The 20214-nt window shown below is 68.5% G+C and carries 7 protein-coding genes and 2 pseudogenes; 1 reads left to right on the plus strand and 8 read right to left on the minus strand.

Annotation, left to right across the window (positions count from 1 at the left end; all coding sequences use genetic code 11):
- Positions 1–32: 32 nt before the first annotated feature.
- The 6 genes and pseudogenes from gspE to purL form a co-directional block, all read right to left on the minus strand.
- Entirely contained in the window at positions 33–1760 is a 1728-nt protein-coding gene (gene gspE / locus ORK51_RS04100) for a type II secretion system ATPase GspE (RefSeq protein ID WP_019182544.1), read from the minus strand.
- Positions 1761–1884: 124 nt separating this feature from the next.
- A complete protein-coding gene (locus ORK51_RS04105; RefSeq protein WP_026069677.1) occupies positions 1885–3738 on the minus strand; it encodes a S8 family peptidase in 1854 nt (617 codons plus the stop codon).
- A gap of 157 nt (positions 3739–3895) precedes the next feature.
- Entirely contained in the window at positions 3896–4783 is an 888-nt protein-coding gene (locus ORK51_RS17890; protein ID WP_429000612.1) for a YadA family autotransporter adhesin, read from the minus strand.
- A gap of 255 nt (positions 4784–5038) precedes the next feature.
- A pseudogene (locus tag ORK51_RS17895) lies at positions 5039–6598 on the minus strand (YadA family autotransporter adhesin); the annotation flags it as partial.
- 27 nt (positions 6599–6625) lie between these two features.
- Positions 6626–11485: pseudogene (locus ORK51_RS17900) on the minus strand (ESPR-type extended signal peptide-containing protein); the annotation flags it as partial.
- Between the two features lie 450 nt (positions 11486–11935).
- Complete coding sequence (gene purL, locus ORK51_RS04115) at positions 11936–15820, minus strand: phosphoribosylformylglycinamidine synthase (protein ID WP_070426588.1); 3885 nt, start codon at positions 15818–15820, stop codon at positions 11936–11938.
- A 293-nt stretch (positions 15821–16113) separates the two neighbouring features.
- Between purL and ORK51_RS04120 the strand changes: the two genes are divergently transcribed.
- Positions 16114–18222, plus strand: coding sequence for a glycosyl hydrolase family 18 protein (locus ORK51_RS04120; RefSeq protein ID WP_266084187.1), 2109 nt, complete (start codon positions 16114–16116; stop codon positions 18220–18222).
- 89 nt (positions 18223–18311) lie between these two features.
- On the opposite strand, the gene ORK51_RS04125 is transcribed toward ORK51_RS04120, so the two are convergent.
- Positions 18312–19091: a thioredoxin fold domain-containing protein gene (locus ORK51_RS04125; protein ID WP_046272725.1), complete on the minus strand. Its 780-nt coding sequence runs from the start codon at positions 19089–19091 to the stop codon at positions 18312–18314.
- Positions 19092–19196: 105 nt separating this feature from the next.
- Positions 19197–20174, minus strand: coding sequence for a site-specific tyrosine recombinase XerD (gene xerD, locus ORK51_RS04130; protein ID WP_266084190.1), 978 nt, complete (start codon positions 20172–20174; stop codon positions 19197–19199).
- Between the last annotated feature and the right edge of the window lie 40 nt (positions 20175–20214).

Consider the following 20214-nt stretch of genomic DNA (forward strand, 5'->3'; position numbering starts at 1 on the left):
GCCGCCCACCCGGTGTTGGCCGCAGGCACGCATCAGGCATCCTCCGTCACGCGCAGCACTTCTTCCAGCGTGGTGTGGCCCTGCAGGGCTTTGGACAGCCCGTCTTCGTACATGGTGCGCATGCCCGCGGCACGCGCGATCTGCTCGATCTCGCCCATCCCGGCCCGACGCATCACCGCACTGCGCAGCGCATCGTTCATCACCAGGAATTCCACGATGGTGGTCCGGCCCAGGTATCCGGTCGGTGCGATCGCCGAGGGCTGCGCGCGATACAGGAAAATCTCGCCCTCGGGCTGCAGCCGGCGCAGGCCGAATTTTTCGATCTCTTCGGGCGATGCGCGATAGCGCTGGGCGTGCTGGGGCTCCAGCCTGCGCACCAGGCGCTGGGCCAGGATGCCGTTGATGGTGGAGGTGAGCAGATAATCTTCCACGCCCATGTCGAGCAGGCGGGTGATGCCGCCAGCGGCGTTGTTGGTGTGCAGCGTGGACAGCACCAGGTGGCCGGTGAGCGCGGACTGGATCGCGATGCGCGCGGTTTCCAGATCGCGCATTTCACCGATCATGATGATGTCCGGGTCCTGGCGCACGATGCTGCGCAGCGCATTGGCGAAATCCAGCCCGATCTGCGGCTTGGCCTGGATCTGGTTGATGCCTTCGATCTGGTACTCCACCGGATCTTCGACGGTGATGATCTTGACGTCGGCGGTATTGAGCTGGCTCAGCGCGGTGTACAGCGTGGTGGTCTTGCCCGAACCGGTCGGCCCGGTGACCAGCAGGATGCCGTGTGGCTGTTCCAGCACCTTGCGGAACTGCGGCAGGAACGCCTCGGTGAACCCCAACCGATGGAAATCGAACACCACGGTGTCGCGGTCGAGCAGGCGCATGACCACGCTTTCGCCGTGCGCGGTCGGTACGCTGCTCACGCGCAGGTCCAGTTCCTTGCCCTGCACGCGCAGCATGATGCGGCCGTCCTGCGGCAGGCGACGTTCGGCGATGTTGAGCCGCGCCATGATCTTGATGCGGCTGATCACCGCAGCGGTGAGATTCACCGGCGGGCTCTCCCCTTCGATCAGCACGCCGTCTACGCGGTAGCGCACCTTCAGGCGATTCTCGAACGGTTCGATATGAATATCGGAGGCGCGCAGTTCCACGGCCCGCTGGATCACGAGGTTGACCAGCCGGATCACCGGCGCTTCGGACGCCAGGTCGCGCAGGTGTTCGATGTCGTCGACCGCCGCACCTTCACCGTCCGCGGTTTCGATGATCGCGCCCATCGCGCTGCGGCCCTGGCCGAACCAGCGCTCGATCAGATCATCGATTTCCGAGCGCAGGCCGACATGCAGGCGGACCGGCAGCGCCATCGCCAGCTGCACGGCATCGGCCGCATACGGGTCCTGTGGATCGGACAGCCACAGATCCAGCGCGTCGTCCTGCAATGCGAGGGGGCAGACATGGAACTGCTTGAGGAATCGCACCGTCAGCGGCAGCCCGTCCAGCAGCGCTTCGGGCGGCGATTCCGGCACGGCCTTGGCGTCGAGCAGCGGCAGGCCGAGAACCTCGGCGCAGGTCTGTGCATGGTCGCGCTCTGATACCAGCCCCAGGCGGACCAGCAGGCCGAGCAGGCTGCCACCGGATTCACGGTGCAGCGGACGCGCGCGGGCCAGATCGCTGTCCTTGAGCCGGCCTTTCTCCAGCAATACCCCGACGATGCGGGATTCAGCGGTGGATTCTGCAGTGGGGTCCTGGGCAACCGCGTTCAAGAAGCTTCTCCTGGCAACCGCTGCGACTTTAGCAGTTCACCGCGATCGTACGCGGGATTCCACACCGTCCAGATGCAAAAACGGGAGCCCGTCACATGACGGACTCCCGTGGCGTTTACCCGTATTACTGGTTGGCGAGAATGCTCACGCCGCTGAACGCGGACTCGCCCACCACCTTGATGTAATACGTTCCGGCCACCGGTGCGGTGAAGCGCACGGTTTCACTGTTGCCCGGCCGCGTGGACTTGGCATCGAACGCGGTCGCGGTCGGCTCCTTGCCCTGGCTCACATATACCGAGACGTTGCCGCTGCCGCCATAGGTGAGCAGGCTCAGCACCTTGCCGGCCTGCGCCTCGAAGCTGTAAAGCACTTCGCTGCCACCGGCGCCGCTCAGACCACCCACGGCGACCTTGTTGGTCAGCGGGGTCGCCACCGGGCCGCAGTTCTCGGTGCACTCTTCTTCCAGCGCCTTGTCCAGGGCCGCCTTGGCATCGACGATGCCGGTGCCGATCGGGGTGGCGGTCGGGATGGTCACCGGGAACGCCCGCGCGGTCTGCTTGAGCAGTGCTTCCAGCGCGGCCGGGGTGAGCGGATCCTTGCCGGCCGCGGCGACCGCGCCCTGCACCAGCGCCGCCACCGCCGCAACGTGCGGAGAGGCCATCGAGGTACCGGCCATGCCCATGTAGCTGTAGGCACCGGAGGTCGGCGTGGTCAGGCCGTTGTAGCCGGACTGCCACACGTAACCGCCCGGGTTGCCGTCCACGCTGCCGCCGCCGCCCGGGCCGGACAGATCCACGACCGGGCCGAAGTTGGAGTAGTAGGCGATGCCGCCGGTGATGCGGGTGGCGCCGACCGCCACCACGTTGGCGCAGCTGGCCGGCCGGAAGTTGGCCGCGTTGGAGGCCGAGTTGCCGGCGGCGACCACCACGGTGGTGCCCCGCGATACCGCACCGTTGATGGCATCCTGGTAGAGCGCATCGCATGCGCCACCACCGCCCAGGCTCATGTTGATGACCTCGGCCGGGTTGGCATTGGCCGGGACGCCGGCTACGGTGCCGCCGGAGGCCCAGGTGATCGCATCGGCGATGTCGGAGAGGTAGCCGCCGCACTTGCCGAGCACGCGCACCGGCAGCACGCGGGCCTTGTACGCGACGCCTGCCATGCCGACGCCATTGTTGGTGGATTCGGCGATGGTGCCGGCCACGTGGGTGCCGTGCCAGGAACTGTCATCGGCCAGCGAGCCGGCATAGCATTCGTTGTCGTTCTCCACCCAGTCACCGTAATCCAGCGCGCCGGGCACGCGGTCATCGGTGGCGCGGCGGGAGGTTTCCGCGTCGCTGATGAAGTCGTAGCCTTCCAGCAGATTGCCGGAGAAGTCCGGATGCTGCGGCAGGATGCCGGTATCGAGCACCGCCACCACCACGCCTTCGCCCTGGGCGATGTCCCACGCGGCCGGCGCATTGATGCCGCCGGTAGCGCTGTTCAGATGCCACTGGTACTGCGCGTAGTACGGATCGTTCGGCACCAGCTGCGGGGTCGCGTCGCGCGGGCGCACATCGGTGCGCTGCAGCTTCACGTCCACTTCGGCGTACTGCACGGAAGGATCGGCCTTGATCTCGGCCAGCACCTTCTGCAGTTCGGCAGGGCTCAAGCGGCCTTGCAGGCGGATCAGATCGGCACCGACACCGAGCTTGCGCACGATCTGCGGGTTCACCGCGCTGGCACGCCCGGCGGCGGAGCCACCGACACTGGCGCGGGCGACCGCCGACTGCACGGCCGTCAGCTTGGCCGAACGATCCGTGGCCGCGGCACTGCCGGGGCGGTACTTGACGATGATGCGCTCTGCGCCCTGGGCGGCAGCCGGCTGGCGCACCGGTTCCTTGGCCGGCAGGCCCGCGGCATAGGCGCTGGCGCCTGCGGACAACGACAGCACGGCGGCTGCCAGCACATTGATGCGAAGGTTCTGCTTACTGGTCACGTTGACGTCCTCTTCAAGGTCATGGATCAAACGACTGTTCAGGCCAACACTCCATGCGAGCTCCCTGGCCGGCCCTGGCCAGGGTTCCCGTGACCCGCCCCCTCAGGCCTTGCATTGCGTTGCGGCGGGGCCGCGCACGGCCCTGCGTTGAAACGGCTTACCAGCCAAAGCCGGCACCCACGCCGACCGAGCTGTCATCACTGCTGAAGGCACCGCCCAGGGTCACCGTGGCGCGCTCGCTGAGCGCACGCTGGTAGCCCAGCGACAGGGCCGATTCGCCGCCCTGGAAACCGACGCCGACACCGACGCGGTTCTGGGTGCGCACGCCGGCGGCGCTGGTGGCCATGTTGAGCATGGCCGCGCTCATCGCGCCCTGGCGATCGATGCGGCGGTCCTGGTGACGCAGGCGCTGGTCGATCTCGCCCTTGTAGATGTCGAAGCTGTCGGCCATCGAGGTGAAGCGCTGGTCGGTGTAGCTGTTGGCGGTCGCGATGCCGCCATCCAGCTGGCCTTTGTTGACCGCATCGGTGGCCTGCGTACCGGCTGCGACGTTGGCGACCTGTCGCTCGTTGCCGACGCTGCCGACCGAGACGGTGTCGGCACGATCGGCGACCGAGCCCTGGCCCAGCGCCACCGAGTTGGCCGCCGAGGCGGTGGCCCCCTGGCCGATGGCCGTGGCCGAGGCCCCGCTTGCCACGGCACCGTCACCCATCGCCACCGCGTTGACGGCGGCAGGTGCGGCGGCCGGCGCGTTGATCGGCTGACTGCTGCCGACACTTGCAGCGGTCGGCGCACCTTGCACGTTGGCGACGGCGGTTTCGCTGGCAGCGCTGATGACGCTGGCCTCCTGCACACCGCTGGTGTCCGCTGCGACGCTGGCAGTCGCCAGCGAGGCAGTCCGTGCACGTGCACTGCCACTGCTGCCACCGGCGACACGCTGATCGAGGTCGCTGACCTTGCGGTCCAGCGCACCCAGTGCATCGCCCACGTTGCTGTACGTCGCGCCCTGGATCACATAGTTCGGCGCAACGAACACGCCCTGCATGCCGACACTGGCCCCGCCGCCGAGGAAGGTGGCGACATCGGTGAGCGATTGGAACAGCTGCCCGCCGTTGATCGCCTGGCGGCTGCCGGATGCGATCGAACCGCTGCCGACGTTGTCGAGCGTGGTGCCCTGCAGACCCGAGAGGGTGAGCGTGTCGCGGCTGCTGTCGTCGTAGGTCAGCGCATTGGCGGTGACGTTCTCGACCGAGCCGATCCGGGTGTCGATATCACCGACCTGGGTTTCCACCGCACCCACGCGCTGGTTGGTGGTGTTGAGCTGGCCGCCGGTCACCGCATCGGTGCTGCCGGCGGCGATGCGACCGGCACCCACGTTGACGATGCGGCGCGTGGCCGGACCGTCCGTCCCGTTGCCGCCGCCGACCGAGACCACATTGGCTTCCACCGCGCGCGAGCCGGCGCCCAAGGCCACCGCGTTGGCACCGGAGACACCTGCCGCCGACCCGATCGCGATGCTGTTGGCCCCGTTGCTGGCGAACGCACCGTTGCCGATCGCCACGCCGTTGGTGGCATTGGTGGAGGCCTGGCGACCAATCACGGTGCTGTTGGCACCGCGTGCCGAGGCATCGGCACCGACCGCGGTGGCGCCAGTGGCCGAGGCGACCGCCGCCGTACCCAGCGCGCTGCTGCGGGTTGCGCTGGCGGTGGCGCCGGAACCGGCGGCGAGTGCATCACTGCCGCTGGCCGTGGCCACGCCGCTGCCGCTGGCCTGGAAGTGCTTGCCGACCGCATCGGCCGTGGCAGCGACCGAGTCCAGCTGCGACTTGGTCACCGCGTCACTGGCATTGACCGCATCCCCGACATTGGTGATGCGCCGCGTCGCCGGGCCGGTGGTGCCGTTACCGCCACCGACCGAGACCACGTTGGCTTCACTGGTGCGGGCACCGGCGCCGAGCGCGACGCTGCCGGCACCACTGGCCGACGAACTGGTGCCCAGCGCGGTGGCATTGATGCCGCTGTAGGCATAGCTGTCCTGGCCGATGGCGGTGGACCCCTGCGAGGTCGCCCAGGCCAGCTGCCCGACCGCCGTGGTGCGTGCCGCGGTTGCCCAGGCGTTGGAACCGGCAGCCACACTGTTGTCGCCGCTGGCCTGTGATGCGTAGCCGATCGCATTGGCGTAGCTGCCCGAGGCGGCGCTGCCCCAGCCCAGTGCGGAGGCGTAATCGCCACTGGCTTCGGCCCCGTAGCCCAACGCCGTGGTGCGCACGCCGCTGGCTGCGCTGAACGTGCCGACGGCGGTGCTGTAGTCACTGCCGGCTTCGGCGCTGTAGCCGAAGGCCGAGGACTGCAGCCCGGCCGCCGTGGCACCGGCACCGGTCGCAGTGCTGAAGCTTCCGTCGGCCTGCGCCCCCGCACCGAGCGCGGTGGCACCGACGGCGCTGGCGCTGGTGGCCTTGTCGAGCAACACGTTGCCGTTCTCATCTTCGTAATACAGCGCACCACCGATGGCGGTCGCCGAGTCAGCCGTGGCCGAGGCGTTGAAGCCCGACGCAGAGGCGTTGCGCCCCGACGCCAGCGCGCCGCTGCCGTAGGCCGAGGCCCCGGTACCGAACGCATTGGCCGCCTCACCCGCCGCAGTGGCATACGCCCCGTCGACGAAGCTGCCGACGTCATCGCCGTTGCCGCTGCCCGAGGCCTGGAAGAACCGGCTGGTGGTTTCGGCCACATCGGCGACCGCACTGAGCTGATCGACGTTCACCGCGTCGGTGCCTTCCGTACCAGCGGCGACGTTGGTGATCTGCCGCTGCGCGGTGGCGGTGCCGACCGAGACCGAGTTGTCGCGATCCGCGGTGGAACCGGCGCCGAGCGCAACACTGTTCACGCCTTCCGCGCTGGCACTGGCACCCAGTGCCGTGGCATTGCCCGCATCGGCCCACGAGTTCCAGCCGATTGCCGTGGCGTAATCATCGGTTGCCCACGCGCCCGCACCGAAGGCCGAGGCACCGGTACCCGATGCGCGCGATGGCAGCAGGCCGAAGAAGGTCGTGCCACCGATCGCCACGCTCTCATCGCCGGTGGCTTCGGAGTACTCACCCACCGCCACCGCACCAGCGCCGGAGGCCGTCGAGGCCGCACCCACCGCCACGGCATAGGCGTTGGAGGCGACCGCGCCGTAGCCCAGCGCGGACGAGAGCTGGCCGGTCGCTTCGCTGTAACTGCCGAAGGCCGATGCACCGGCTTCGGAGGCATTGGCGCGGAAGCCATTGGCGGTGGCCTGCTGGCCGGCCGCCGTGGACTGGCTGCCGGTCGCCGTGGCGTATGCACCACCGGCCTGTGCACCGGCGCCGGTGGCGCTCGCACCGATCTCGCTGGCACTGGCGCCGTTGCCGATCGCCACGCTGTCTTCGCCGGTCGCCTGCGCGTCACTGCCCAGGGCCGCGGCGCCGTCAGCGCTGGCCAGGGCATTGAAACCGACGGCCGTGGCGTTGTCCGCGATGGCGGTGGCGCCGCTGCCGAGTGCGCTGGCGCCGTTGCCGATGGCATTGGCGGCCTCCCCTGCCGCCAGCGCGTTGTCGCCTTCCACGTAGGCACCGGCGTCGCTGTCGTCGCTGCCGCTGGCCTGGAAGTACTTGCTGGTGGTGGCGGCCGCATCGGCCACCGCATTCAACTGGTTTACGTTCACCGCATCGGTGCCGTCGGTACCGGCGGCGACGTGGGTGATCTGGCGCTGCGCATCGGCGCTGCCGACCGAGACGCTGTCATCGCGGTCGGCGATCGAGTCCGCGCCCAGCGCAACGCTGTTGGCCCCGGTGGAGGTTGCTGCATTGCCGAGCGCGGTGCTGTTCACGCCGGGCGACCATGCCCCACCACCGACAGCCGTGGAGTAATTGCCCGACGCTTCGGTAGGCAGCAGGCCGAACAGCGCACCACCGACGGCCACGCTGTTGATGCCACTGGCCAGGCTGCCCTGGCCGGTGGCGGTGCTGTACGCACCGGAGGCTTCAGCATCACCACCGAGGGCCACGCTGTTGGAGCCGGTCGCCTGCGCGAAGCTGCCCAGCGCGGTGGCGTTGAAGGCCGAGGCCACGGCATACCCGCCGATCGCGGTGGTGTAGTTGGCGGTCGCTTCGGAGGCGAAGCCATAGCCGGCCGACAGCGTGCCACTGACCACGCTTTCGGCACCTACCGCGGTCGCGCCGTCGCCACTGGCGCTGCTGAAGTAGCCCAACGCCACGGACTCTTCACCGGCCGCGTCGGACAGCGCGCCACCGGCCAGGCTGCCGGCGCCGGAGGCGACGCTGGCCGCACCGGTCGCGGTGCTCTGCTCACCCGAGGCCAGGCTTTCGGCACCGCTGGCTGTTGCGTATTCGGCGGTCGCCTGTGCGTTGGCACCGGTTGCGCTTGCGTTGGCACCGCTGGCCACGGCGTTGAAGCCGACGGCACTGGCGTTGTCGGCCAAGGCAAAGGCACCACTGCCGACAGCCGATGCGCCGGTACCGGCCGCGAAGCTGCTCGAGCCCACGGCAGTGGCGTAATCGCCATCGGTCGCCGCGTTTGCGCCGGCGGCCACACTTTCCTCGCCACCTGCCACGGCAACACCGTCACCGCTGGCCTGGAACTGATCGGTGGCTGCGCTCAGCTGATCGAGATTGACCGCATCACTGCCTTCGGTACCGGCGGCGACCTGGGTGATCTGGCGCTGCCGGCCATCGTTGCCGACCGAGACGGTGTAGGCACGATCAGCGACCGCACCCGCGCCGAGCGCCACGCTGTTGGACGCACTGGCATTGCTGCCGGCGCCGATACCGATCGCGCTTTCACCGCCGGCCACCACATTGGTGCCGATGGCGATGGTGTTGATGCTGTTGCCCAGGGCCTGGAAGCCGACGGCGACGCTGTTGTCGCCGTAGCCGAAGGCACCACGGCCGAGCGCGGTGGAACTGCTGCCGCGCGCCCAGCTGTTGTAGCCGATCGAGGTCGATCCGGTGCCGCTGGCCCAGGCCGACTGGCCGACTGCGGTCGCGTTGGCTTCGGTCGCCCATGCACTGGAACCGAAGGCGGTGGCGCCATCGGCAGTGGCCCATGCATAGGCACCGGTGGCCGTGGTTTCTTCGCCACTGGCGAAGGCATTGTCGCCCTGCGCCACGCTGTAGTCGCCGGTCGCGCGGGCCTTGTAGCCGCTGGCCAGGCTGTTGCTGCCGGTGGCCTGCGCGCCGCTGCCGAAGGCGTTGCTGGTGGTGCCGGTAGCCTGTGCACCGGCACCGACCGCCACGCTGTCCGGCGCCGCGGTCGCACCGATCAGGATCGCATTGCCCTGCTCATCGACCAGCGGCTGGTTGTATTCGTCGTAGGCCTGGCCCAGCCCACCGATGGCGACGCTGCCATTGCCGGTGGCGCTGCTGTTACGGCCCAGCGCGACGGTGTCATCGCCGACGGCGGTCGCGCCGCCACCCACTGCCGTTGCACCGGCCCCCAATGCGTTGCTGGCCTCACCGGCCGCCAGCGCATCCTCACCCTGCGCGTAAGCACCGACCGCACCGCCCGCCGCACCGTTTGCCTTGAACTGCGCCGATGTCGCCGAGGCCGAACTGGCCACTGCATCGAGCTGGGCCTTGTTGACCGCATCGGTCGCTTCGCTGCCGGCAGCGACATGGGTGATCTGCCGCTCATTGCCAACGTCGCCGACAGAGACGGTGTTGTCACGGGTGGCAGTGGAGTTGGCGCCGAGCGCGACGCTGTTGGCGCCGCGCGCGGTGCTGTAGAAACCGACCGCCGTGCTCAGTTCCCCGCTGGCCCAGGTCTCCGCGCCGAGTGCAGTGGCGCCCTCACCCGGGGCATAGGCGAAGTAGCCTACGGCGGTGGCTTCAGTACCCGAGGCTTCGCTCAGGGTGCCGTTGGCCACGGCGTAATCGCCGCTGGCGATCGCACCTGCGCCGACGGCCGTGGCGGCTTCGCCGCTGGCCTGGGTCTGCACGAAGAAGCCCAGCCCCGGCAGCAGATCCGCCGGGCCACCGATGGCCGTGCTGCTGTTGCCGGTCGCCACGCTCTGCGTACCGACCGCAGTGGAATAGTCGCCGGTGGCGTTGGCCACCGCGCCGAAGGCCGACGCCTGTGCACCGGCCGCGTAAGCGCCGACGCCGTAGGACGACGCAGCGAACCCGGAGGCTTCCGCACTTGCACCGACCGCCGTGCCGCCCACGCCGGCGCTGGTCGCGCCGGTATCGACCGGTACGCCGCCATTGGTGATCAGCGGATTGCCATCGGCATCCACCGCAGCACCGCCGACCGCCACGCTGCCCGGGCCATTGGCCTGCGCATTGGTGCCGAAGGCCGAGCTGTTCTGGCCGGTGGCGCTGGCGTTGTAACCGACCGCCGTCGCGTTCTGCCCGGTCACCGTGGCGCCGCTGCCGAGCGCGGTCGCACCATCGGCCAGCGCGTTGGATGCTTCACCGATCGCCGTAGCGTTGTCGCCTGCCGCGAAGGCACCGGCATCGCTGGCGCTGCTGCCGGTGGCCTGGAAGTACTTGTCCGTGTTGGCGGCGACGCCGCCGACGGCATCGAGCTGCGCCTTGTTCACCGCATCGCTGTCATCGGTGCCGTCGGCGAGATTGGTGATCTGGCGGCGCAGGCCGTTCTGCGCATTGCCGACCGACACCGTGTCGACGCGCTCGGCGTACGAGCCGGCGCCGAGCGCCACGCTGCCTACCGCAACCGCAGCGGAATTCGCACCGAGCGTTGCACTGAAATCGGCGACCGCGACGCTGAACGCACCGACCGCCACCGACGCTTCGCCGGCACTGGCCGCACCGCGGCCCAGCGAGGTGCTGCCCGGGCCGATAGCCAGTGCGCCGCCACCAATCGCGGTCGCGCCATCGGCGCTGGCTTCGGCAAGACCGCCAATCGCGGTGGCCGCGCCGTTTTCACTGGCCGCCACTGCCGATGCACCGAGCGCGACATCGCCCAGACCGAACGCCGCAGCGCTCTGGCCGAGTGCGATGCTCGCATCACCGAAGGCCAGGCTGCCCTGGCCGAACGAACTTGCCCCGAGGCCGACCGCGAGTGCTTCGCTGCCCACTGCGGTGGTCGCATTGCCGATGGCCTGGCTGCTTTGGCCGAGCGCCGTTGCGCCGTCACCGTCCGCGTTGGCACTGGCACCTGCGGCCAGTGCACCTTCGCCATCGATCTTCGCCGCGTCGGCATCGTTGCCGTCACCGTCGGCCTTGAAATAGCGGGTCGCGCCTTCGGCTGCCACCGCAACCTTGTCCAGCTGCGCCTTGTTCACCGCATCCGTGGCGGCGGTGCCGGCGGCCACGTTGGTAACCTGCCGTTCCTTGCCCGCATCACCCACCGATACCGTGTTGGCGCGGTTGGTCTTCGAGCCGGCGCCGAGCGCCACGCTGTTCGCCCCGGAGGCCGTGCTGTTGCTGCCGATCGCCACCGCATTGCTGCCCGAGGCGGTGGCATTGCCATCAACGACACAGCTGTCGATGACGGTGCTGTTCAGAACCACGCAGTTCGCGTTCCCACCCACCTCCACCGACTGCGCACGCGCTGTCTGCGCGCCGCCTGCCATGCCCACTCCCAGCGTCAACGCGATGGCGGCGCAGAGCAGTGCGGTGTTGCGTCCGCCAGAGGTTCGGCGCTGATCGATGACGACACCCGAGGACTGGCTGCTGGCCAATTCCGAGGCGACGACCATCTGCCCCAGTGCTTTGTTCCAGACCTTGCGATAAATCCGATTCATCGATGCGGCTCCTGATTAGGCTGGTTTTAGGCAAAGCGACGCCAACGCCGGACCGCGTGGTCCAACGTCCCCTGGGGGCGTTTTTTCGCTTGATTTACTGCGTTATGCGCAATGGCTGGCAGATACCTACAGCGTGCACGCCATCCATGCGGTTACTGTGGAACTGAACGCTGTCGAAATGAGGATGCAGTGTTAACGTACAGTTTGAACAACGTCAAGACTTTGACATTGAAATTCATATGACCGCGAAGTGCGTCACAAAAACCACGCGTTATTGAAGGATTTTGTTAGATGCATGTGAGTAACGGCGATAACGTCATTTCACGTTGTAACGCGATGTAACTCATTGCTGCCGATCATGTTGTGGGGCGTACAAAAGAAAACCGCCGGGCAAGCCGGCGGTTTCTTCACGCGGTTTTCACTGCCTCGCATGGGAGGCGATGCGCAGTATCAGCCGCACCATACTCTTGCGTTGCGGAACATCCGCAGCCACGGCGAATCGCCGTTCCAGTCCTGCGGATGCCAGCTGTGGTTGATCGCACGCGGGGTGCGTTCCGGGTGCGGCATCATGATCGTAGTGCGGCCATCGGTGGTGGTCAGACCGGTGATGCCGTCGGGCGAGCCGTTCGGATTCAACGGGTACTGGGTGGCTACGTTGCCGTCGCCATCGATGTAACGCAGCGACACGCGGGCTGCCGCCTGATCGACCGCATTGGCGAACACCGCCTGGCCCTCACCATGCGCCACCGCGACCGGCAGGCGTGAACCGGCCATGCCACGCAGCAGGATCGACGGCGATTCCACCACTTCCAGCAACGCGGTGCGTGCTTCGAACTGCTCGCTGCGGTTGCGGCGGAACTGCGGCCAGTGCTCGGCACCGGGGATGATGTCCTTGAGCTGGCTCATCATCTGGCAGCCGTTGCACACGCCCAGCGCGAAGCTGTCCTCGCGGGCGAAGAACGCCGCGAAGGCATCGCGCAGCGCGCTGCGCTCCAGCACCGAGGTGGCCCAGCCGCGGCCGGCACCGAGCACGTCGCCGTAGCTGAAACCGCCACAGGCCACCAGGCCGGTGAAATCGGACAGCGCGACACGGCCTTCGATCAGGTCGCTCATATGCACATCGAACGAACTGAAGCCGGCACGTTCGAAGACGTTCGCCATTTCGATCTGGCCGTTGACACCCTGCTCGCGCAGCACCGCCACGCGCGGGCGCGCACCGGTGTTGATGAAGGGCATCGCCACGTCTTCGTTGAGATCGAAGGTCAGCTTCGGCTTCAGGCCCGGCGCGTTGAAGTTGCGCGCGATGGCACGCTCCTGGTCGGCGTTGTCCGGGTTGTCGCGCAGCTTCTGCATGGCATGGGTGACCGACCACCACGCATCGAACAGCGCTTCCCAGCGCCACTCGACCAGGCTTTCGCCCTGCAGCGAGACGCGTACCACCGGCGCGGTGGTCGGACGCGCGATGCGCTGGGCGCATTCGGTCAGTGCGTGACGCTCGACCAGATCAGCGAAGGCCGCGCGGTCTTCCTTGGCGATCTGCACCACCGCACCCAGTTCTTCATTGAACAGGCTGCGGAACGGATCATCGCCCCAGGCATCCAGGGTGATGTCCAGGCCCAGGCGCGAGGCAAAGGCCATTTCGCACAACGCGGCGAACGCGCCGCCATCGCTGCGGTCGTGGTAGGCCAGCAGCAGGCCGGCCTGGCGTGCATCACGGATCAGTTCGAAGAAGGCACGCAGGCGCTGCGCATCGTCCAGGTCCGGCACCGCACCGGCGAAGGCCGGCAGCGCGGAATGGTCGGCGTGCACCTGGGCCAGGATCGAGCCGCCCAGGCGCTGCTTGCCGGCGCCCAGGCCGATCAGCCACAGCTCGCTGTCGGCGTCACGGTCCAGCAGCGGGGTCAGCTGGCCGGTGGCATCGGCGACCGGCGCGAACGCCGAGATCACCAGCGAGACCGGCGAGACCGACTTGTGTGCCTGGCCATCGGCCTGCCACTGCGCCTGCATGGACAGCGAGTCCTTGCCGACCGGAATGCTCAGGTCCAGCTGCGGGCACAGCTCCATGCCGACCGCACGCACCGCGTCGTACAGCAGCGCGTCTTCGCCATTGTGCCCGGCGGCGGCCATCCAGTTGGCCGACAGCTTGACCGTTTCCAGCGCGTCGACCGGGGCCGCGCACAGGTTGGTGATCGCTTCACCCACCGCCATGCGCGCCGAGGCGGCCGCGTCCAGCAGGGCCAGCGGGGTGCGCTCGCCAATCGCCATCGCTTCACCGGCGACGGTATCGAAGCCTGCCAGGGTGATGGCGACGTTGGCCAGCGGCAGCTGCCACGGGCCGATCATCTGCTCGCGCGCGGTGAGGCCACCGACGCTGCGGTCACCGATGGTGACCAGGAAGTTCTTCGAGGCCACCGAAGGATGGGCCAGCACGCGCAGACCCGCTTCATGCAGGTCCAGCCCGGCCGTCTTAAGCGCCGGCCAGCGCGGCGCCGGCGGGTGCACGGTGTCGCGGTGCATCTTCGGCGCCTTGCCGAACAGCACGTCCATCGGCAGGTCGATCGGGGCATCGGCCGGAATGTTGCCCACGGTCGCGCCATAAGCCACGACCAGACGCTCTTCGGCCGTGGCGACACCGACCGCGGCGAACGGGCAGCGCTCGCGTGCGCACAGCGCGGCGAACTCGGCCAGACGCGCCTGCGGCACGCCAAGCACGTAGCGTTCCTGCGATTCGTTGCACCACAGCTGCATCGGCGACAGCGACGGGTCATCGGCGGGCACCTTGCCCAGATCGATCACACCGCCCACGCCGGAGTCGTGCAGCAGTTCGGGAATCGCATTGGACAGGCCACCGGCGCCGACGTCATGGAACCAGCGGATCGGATTGTCCAGGCCGAGCGCGACGCAGCGGTCGATCACTTCCTGGCAGCGACGTTCCATTTCCGGGTTGTCGCGCTGCACGCTGGCGAAATCGAGGTCTTCGGCGCTCTCACCGGAGGCCACCGAGCTGGCGGCACCACCGCCCAGGCCGATCAGCATCGCCGGGCCGCCGAGCACGATCACCGCATCGCCGGGCTGCAGGCGCAGCTTCTCGACCTGGTTCTGGTCGATCGCGCCCAGGCCACCAGCCAGCATGATCGGCTTATCGTAGGCGCGGGTCAGGCCCTGCCCTTCGGGCAGTTCGAAGCTGCGGAAATAACCGAGCAGGTTCGGGCGGCCGAACTCGTTGTTGAAGGCGGCGCCGCCGAGCGGGCCGTCCAGCATGATGTCCAGCGCCGGTGCCATGCGCGGGTTCAGCGCGCGCGGCGCTTCCCACGGCTGCGGCAGGGTCGGGATGCGCAGGTGCGAGACCGAGAAGCCGGTCAGGCCGGCCTTGGGCTTGCCGCCGCGGCCGGTCGCGCCTTCATCGCGGATTTCGCCGCCCGCACCGGTGGCCGCACCCGGGAACGGGGCGATCGCGGTCGGGTGGTTGTGCGTTTCCACCTTGATGCAGAACGCCGAATCGACCACGGCCTCGCTGCGGTACTGGCCGCTGGCCGGGTCCGGGCGATAGCGCGCGGCCGGGAAACCGGCGACCACCGCGGCGTTGTCGCTGTAGGCGCTCAACGTGTGCTGCGGGGTCTGCTGGTGGGTGTTCTTGATCATCCGGAACAACGAGTGCGACTGCTCGGCACCGTCGATGGTCCAGCTGGCATTGAAGATCTTGTGGCGGCAGTGCTCGGAGTTGGCCTGCGCGAACATCATCAGTTCCACGTCCGACGGCTTGCGGCCCAGTTCGCCGAAGCGCTGGCGCAGGTAGTCGATCTCGTCCTGGGCCATGGCCAGGCCGAGGCGGGTGTTGGCCGCTTCCAGGTCATCCAGCGCGATCCGTTCCAGCTCACCGCGGGCCGGGGCGCTGAACAGCGCCTGCGCCTGCGCGGTCTCGGCCAGCACGGACTGGGTCATCGGGTCGTGCAGCGCGCGGATCACCGCTTCCTGCGCGGCCGCGTCGGCCGGCCATCCGGCCAGATCGATACGCAGGCCACGTTCGACCCGGCGGATCGGCTGCCCGGCACCGCGGACCAGCTCGGTGGCCTTGCTCGACCACGGCGACAGCGTGCCCAACCGCGGCACCACGAAGCGCGATACCGCCCCGTCCTCACGCCCGGCCAGCGCGGGCTGGGCTTCCAGGATCCGGCTCAGGATCGCCGGGTCCGGGGCCGCATCGCCCTCGGTCTGGATGAAGTAGACATGCCAGGCACCGGTGATGCGCAGATCGGCGGCCAGGGACTGCAGGCGGGATTCAAGACGTTCGCGGCGGAACGGCGAAAGGGCGGATGCGCCCTCGAGGACCATCATGTCCGGGGAACCGTGGTTGGGAACGGGGCCCACTATTGTACCCAACTCGGCCGCCGCGGCCCGGCCCCGGGGATCGGCAGGCCCAGGCGGTGCCCAGCCCAGTTCACACCCGAACCATGCACTGGTTCACGGATTGGCCGCCGATTACATGACAACGTTATCACCACCTGGCCCACGGCCAGGTGCCGTCCGTCCCCCATGTCGTTGCCGGCCTCTCTCACCGGCGTCCGGAACTGCTGCACGCATGCCGCCATCCCGGCGGCATGCGCACACCACCTGATCGGAGACCGACCATGCCAGACCCGATTGCGCGTCGTGCAGTGACATCGTTTACCTCCCCAGCCCCCACCCTGCGCTCGCGGCGCTGGCTGCTGGCCCTGGCCCTGGCCGCCGCGGCCGGCACGCCCACCCTGGTGCAGGCCGCGAACTGTACCGGGGCGCCCGAATGGAACGGCGCGGCCATCTATCTGGCCGGCCAGACCCTGCAGAAGGGAGGCGTGCTGTACCGCGCCAACCAGGACATCTGGAACGCACCGCCGGACCACCCGGCCGGCGCGCCCTACTACACCAACCTGGGCGCCTGCGATGGCAGCGGCAGCAACCAACCGCCCACCGTCAGCCTGACCTCGCCCACCGCCGGGGCCAGCTTCACCGCCGGCAGCAGCATCACCGTGAGCGCCAACGCCAGCGATACCGACGGCAGCGTCAGCAAGGTGGAATTCTTCCGCGGCGGCACCTCGCTGGGCATCGACACCAGCGCGCCGTACAGCGTGGTCTGGAGCAATGCCTCGGCGGGCAGCCACACCTTCAAGGCGGTGGCCACCGACAACAACAATGCGGTGACCTCCTCGGCCACGGTCAGCGTGACCGTCACCGCAGCCAGCAACGACACCACGCCGCCCAGCGTGCCGGGTGGGCTGGCTTCACCTTCCAGGACTGCCACCACGGTGAACCTGACCTGGAATGCCGCCACCGACAACAGCGGCGGCAGCGGCGTGGCCGGCTACGACGTGTACCGCAACGGCAGCCTGGTCGGCTCGCCGAGTGCCACCCAGTACACCGACGGCGGCCTCACCGCGAGCACGGCCTACACCTACACGGTGCGCGCGCGTGACAACGCCGGGAATGCGTCGGCGCAGAGCAGTTCGATCAGCGTGACCACGGCTGCCGGTGGCGGGGGCGGCGGCAACAAGCGGGTGATCGGCTACTTCACCCAATGGGGCATCTACGGCCGCAACTACCAGGTCAAGAACATCGATACCAGCGGCTCGGCAGCGAAGCTGACCCACATCAACTACGCCTTCGGCAATGTGCGCAACAACCGCTGCGAAGTGGGCGTGACCCAGGCCTCCGACCCGAATACCGGCGTGGGCGGCGATGCATACGCTGATTACGGCAAATCCTTCGCTGCCGGGGCCAGCGTGAGCGGCGTCGGCGATACCTGGGACCAGCCGCTGCGTGGCAACTGGAACCAGCTCAAGCAGCTCAAGGCCAAACACCCGAACATCAAGGTGCTGATCTCGCTCGGCGGCTGGACCTGGTCGCGCGGGTTCTCCAGCGCAGCGCAGCCGGCCAACCGGCAGGCGTTCGTGGCCTCGTGCATCGATGCCTACATCAAGGGCAACCTGCCGGTCGCCGATGGTGCCGGCGGCGCGGGTGCGGCACTGGGCGTGTTCGATGGCATCGACATCGACTGGGAGTACCCGGTGGCCTGCGGGTTGAGCTGCGGCACACCGGCCGACAATGCCAACTTCACCGCCCTGCTGGCCGAATTCCGCCGCCAGCTCGACGCCGTGCGGCCCGGCCTGCTGCTGACGGTCGCCGTGGGCGCAGGCGTGGACAAGATCCGTGTGACCGATCCGGCCAGCTACCACCCGTACCTGGATTTCATCAACGTGATGACCTACGACTTCCACGGCGCGTGGGATCCGCAGACCAACCATCACTCGGCGCTGTTCGATTCACCGGCCGATCCTTCCACGGGCGACCAGAAGTTCTACAACAGCAATGATGCGATGGAGGCCTTCCTCAGCCGCGGTGTGCCGGCCAGCAAATTGAACCTGGGCATCGGTTACTACGGGCGCGGCTGGACCGGCGTGGCCAGTGGCAACAACGGGCTCTACAGGAGCGCCAGCGGCGCGGCACCGGGCACGTACGAGGCCGGGATCGAAGACTGGAAGGTGCTCAAGAACCTCAACTGGCCGGTCTACACCGACAGCGTCGCCAAGGCCACGTGGATCTCCAACGGCACCACATTCTGGAGCGTGGACACGCCGGCGATGGTCACCGAGAAGATGGGCTACGTGAAAACCCAGGGCCTGGGTGGTGCATTCTTCTGGGAGTTCAGCGGGGATGACGCGCAGGGCACCCTGACCAAGGCGATCAGTGACGGCTTGAAGTGATGCCGTCGCGCCGGACGCAGCCCCGTTGATCGAACAGGGCGCTCGCGCGGAGTAAAAAAAACGCCCCGGCCTGGCCGGGGCGTTCTGTTTCAGCGGCTGCCGCCTGCAGAGACACGTTCCAGCGCGGCCTTGAGCTGGGCCGGCGGCAGGTAGCCACCGAGCTGGGTGCCATCGGCGGCGAAGATCGCCGGGGTGCCGTTGACGCCCATCTGCTGGCCGAGCTTGTACTGCATGGCCACCGGGTTGGTGCAGTTCTTCGGGGTGACGGCCTTGCCGGTCTTGGCTGCGGTCAGGGCCTGCTTGCGGTCGGCCGCGCACCACACCGAGATCATGTCGGTGTAGTCCTGGCTGCCCAGGCCCATGCGCGGGAACGCCAGGTACTCCACCGTGATGCCGTTGCGGTTGAGCTCGGCGATGTCCTGGTGCAGCTTGCGGCAGTAGCCGCATTCGATATCGGTGAAGACGCTGACGGTGTACTTGGCATTCGGCGCGGCGAACACGATGCGCTCGTTATGCGGCACGCCATCGAGCAGCTTGCGGCGGTAGCTCAGCAGGCCCTGGCTGCTGACCGGGGCCTTGTTCTGGATGTCGTACGGCTGGGACTGCATCAGGTAGCGGCCGTCATCGGAAACGTACAGCACCTGGCCGCCGACCAGCACTTCGCGGAAGCCGGGGAACGGGGCGGCGCCGATGAAATCGGGCTTGAAGTTGGGGTCCAGCTGCTGCAGCGCGGTGCGCACGCGCTGGTCGGCATCACCGGCGGCGGCCGGGGCGGCGGCAGTGGATGTGGCCGCCGGAGCGGACGGTTGCTGCGCGCAGGCAGTCAGGCTGAGCGCGCCGAAGAGCGCCGCAATGGCAACACGGAGCATCGAGCATTCCGGTGTAAGAGGTCAGGCTGGATTCTCGCACAGCTGCCTGCCCACGCAGCTGGACCGCAGTGGAACGGTGACGCGCGGCCAGGTTCTGCCCGCCCCTCAGCCGCGCGGATGGTGCTTGGCGTGCAGCTTCTGCAGGTGCTCGCGGGCCACCAGCGTGTAGATCTGGGTGGTGGACAGCGAGCTGTGGCCCAGCAGCATCTGCAGCGCGCGCAGATCCGCGCCACGGTTGAGTAGGTGGGTGGCAAAGCTGTGGCGCAGGCCGTGGGGGCTGATCCGGGCCGGGTCGATCCCGGCCAGCACCGCATACTTCTTCACCAGCCCCCAGAACTGCTGGCGGCTCAAGGGATGCAGGGAGGGCTCCAGGAACATCGGCACGGCGCCGTCCTGCGGCGTCGGCACGTTGCGCTTGCCGGTGAGCTGCGGCCGCGATTCGGCCAGATAACGCTCAAGCCAGTGCTGGGACTCCTCGCCCAGCGGCACCAGGCGTTCCTTGCTGCCCTTGCCGGTCACGCGCAGCACGCCCTGGCGCAGGTTCACCGCATTGGCCGGCAGGTTGACCAGTTCGCTGACACGCAGGCCCGCGGCATACATCAACTCCAGCATGGCGCGGTCGCGCAGCCCCAGCGGCGTCTCGATATCGGGACTGGCCAACAGCGCATCGATCTGGCTTTCGGCCAGCGCCTTGGGCAGCAGCCGCGGCAGCTTGGGCGGGTCGAGCAGCGCGCTTGGGTCGTCCGTGCGCTCGCCGCGGCGCACGGCATCGGCGAAGAAGGCCCGCAGCGCGGAGAGCAGGCGGGCATTGCTGCGCGGCGACCAGCCATGGCGGGAGCGCCAGGCCAGGTAGTCGAACAGCCCAGCGCGATCGAGACCGGCCAGCCCTCCGGCCGCGCCATCACGCCAGCGCGCGAGTCCTTCCAGATCGCGCCGGTAACTGTCCAGACTGGCACGCGCGAGGCCGTGTTCAGCCCAGGCGGTGTCGAGGAAGCGCTGGATGCGCAGGGTGTCGTCATCGCGCAGCTCGGGCAGGTGCTGGATGAGCTGGCGGCGCAGGGCGGGGGTGGTGGCGTCGGACATGCGGACAGCATACGGAGCAGACCGTGCGTGGGCCATCGAA

Origin of the sequence: Stenotrophomonas sp. RIT-551 (genome assembly GCF_026241915.1) — a bacterium.
Classification (GTDB): Bacteria; Pseudomonadota; Gammaproteobacteria; order Xanthomonadales; family Xanthomonadaceae; genus Stenotrophomonas; species Stenotrophomonas bentonitica_A.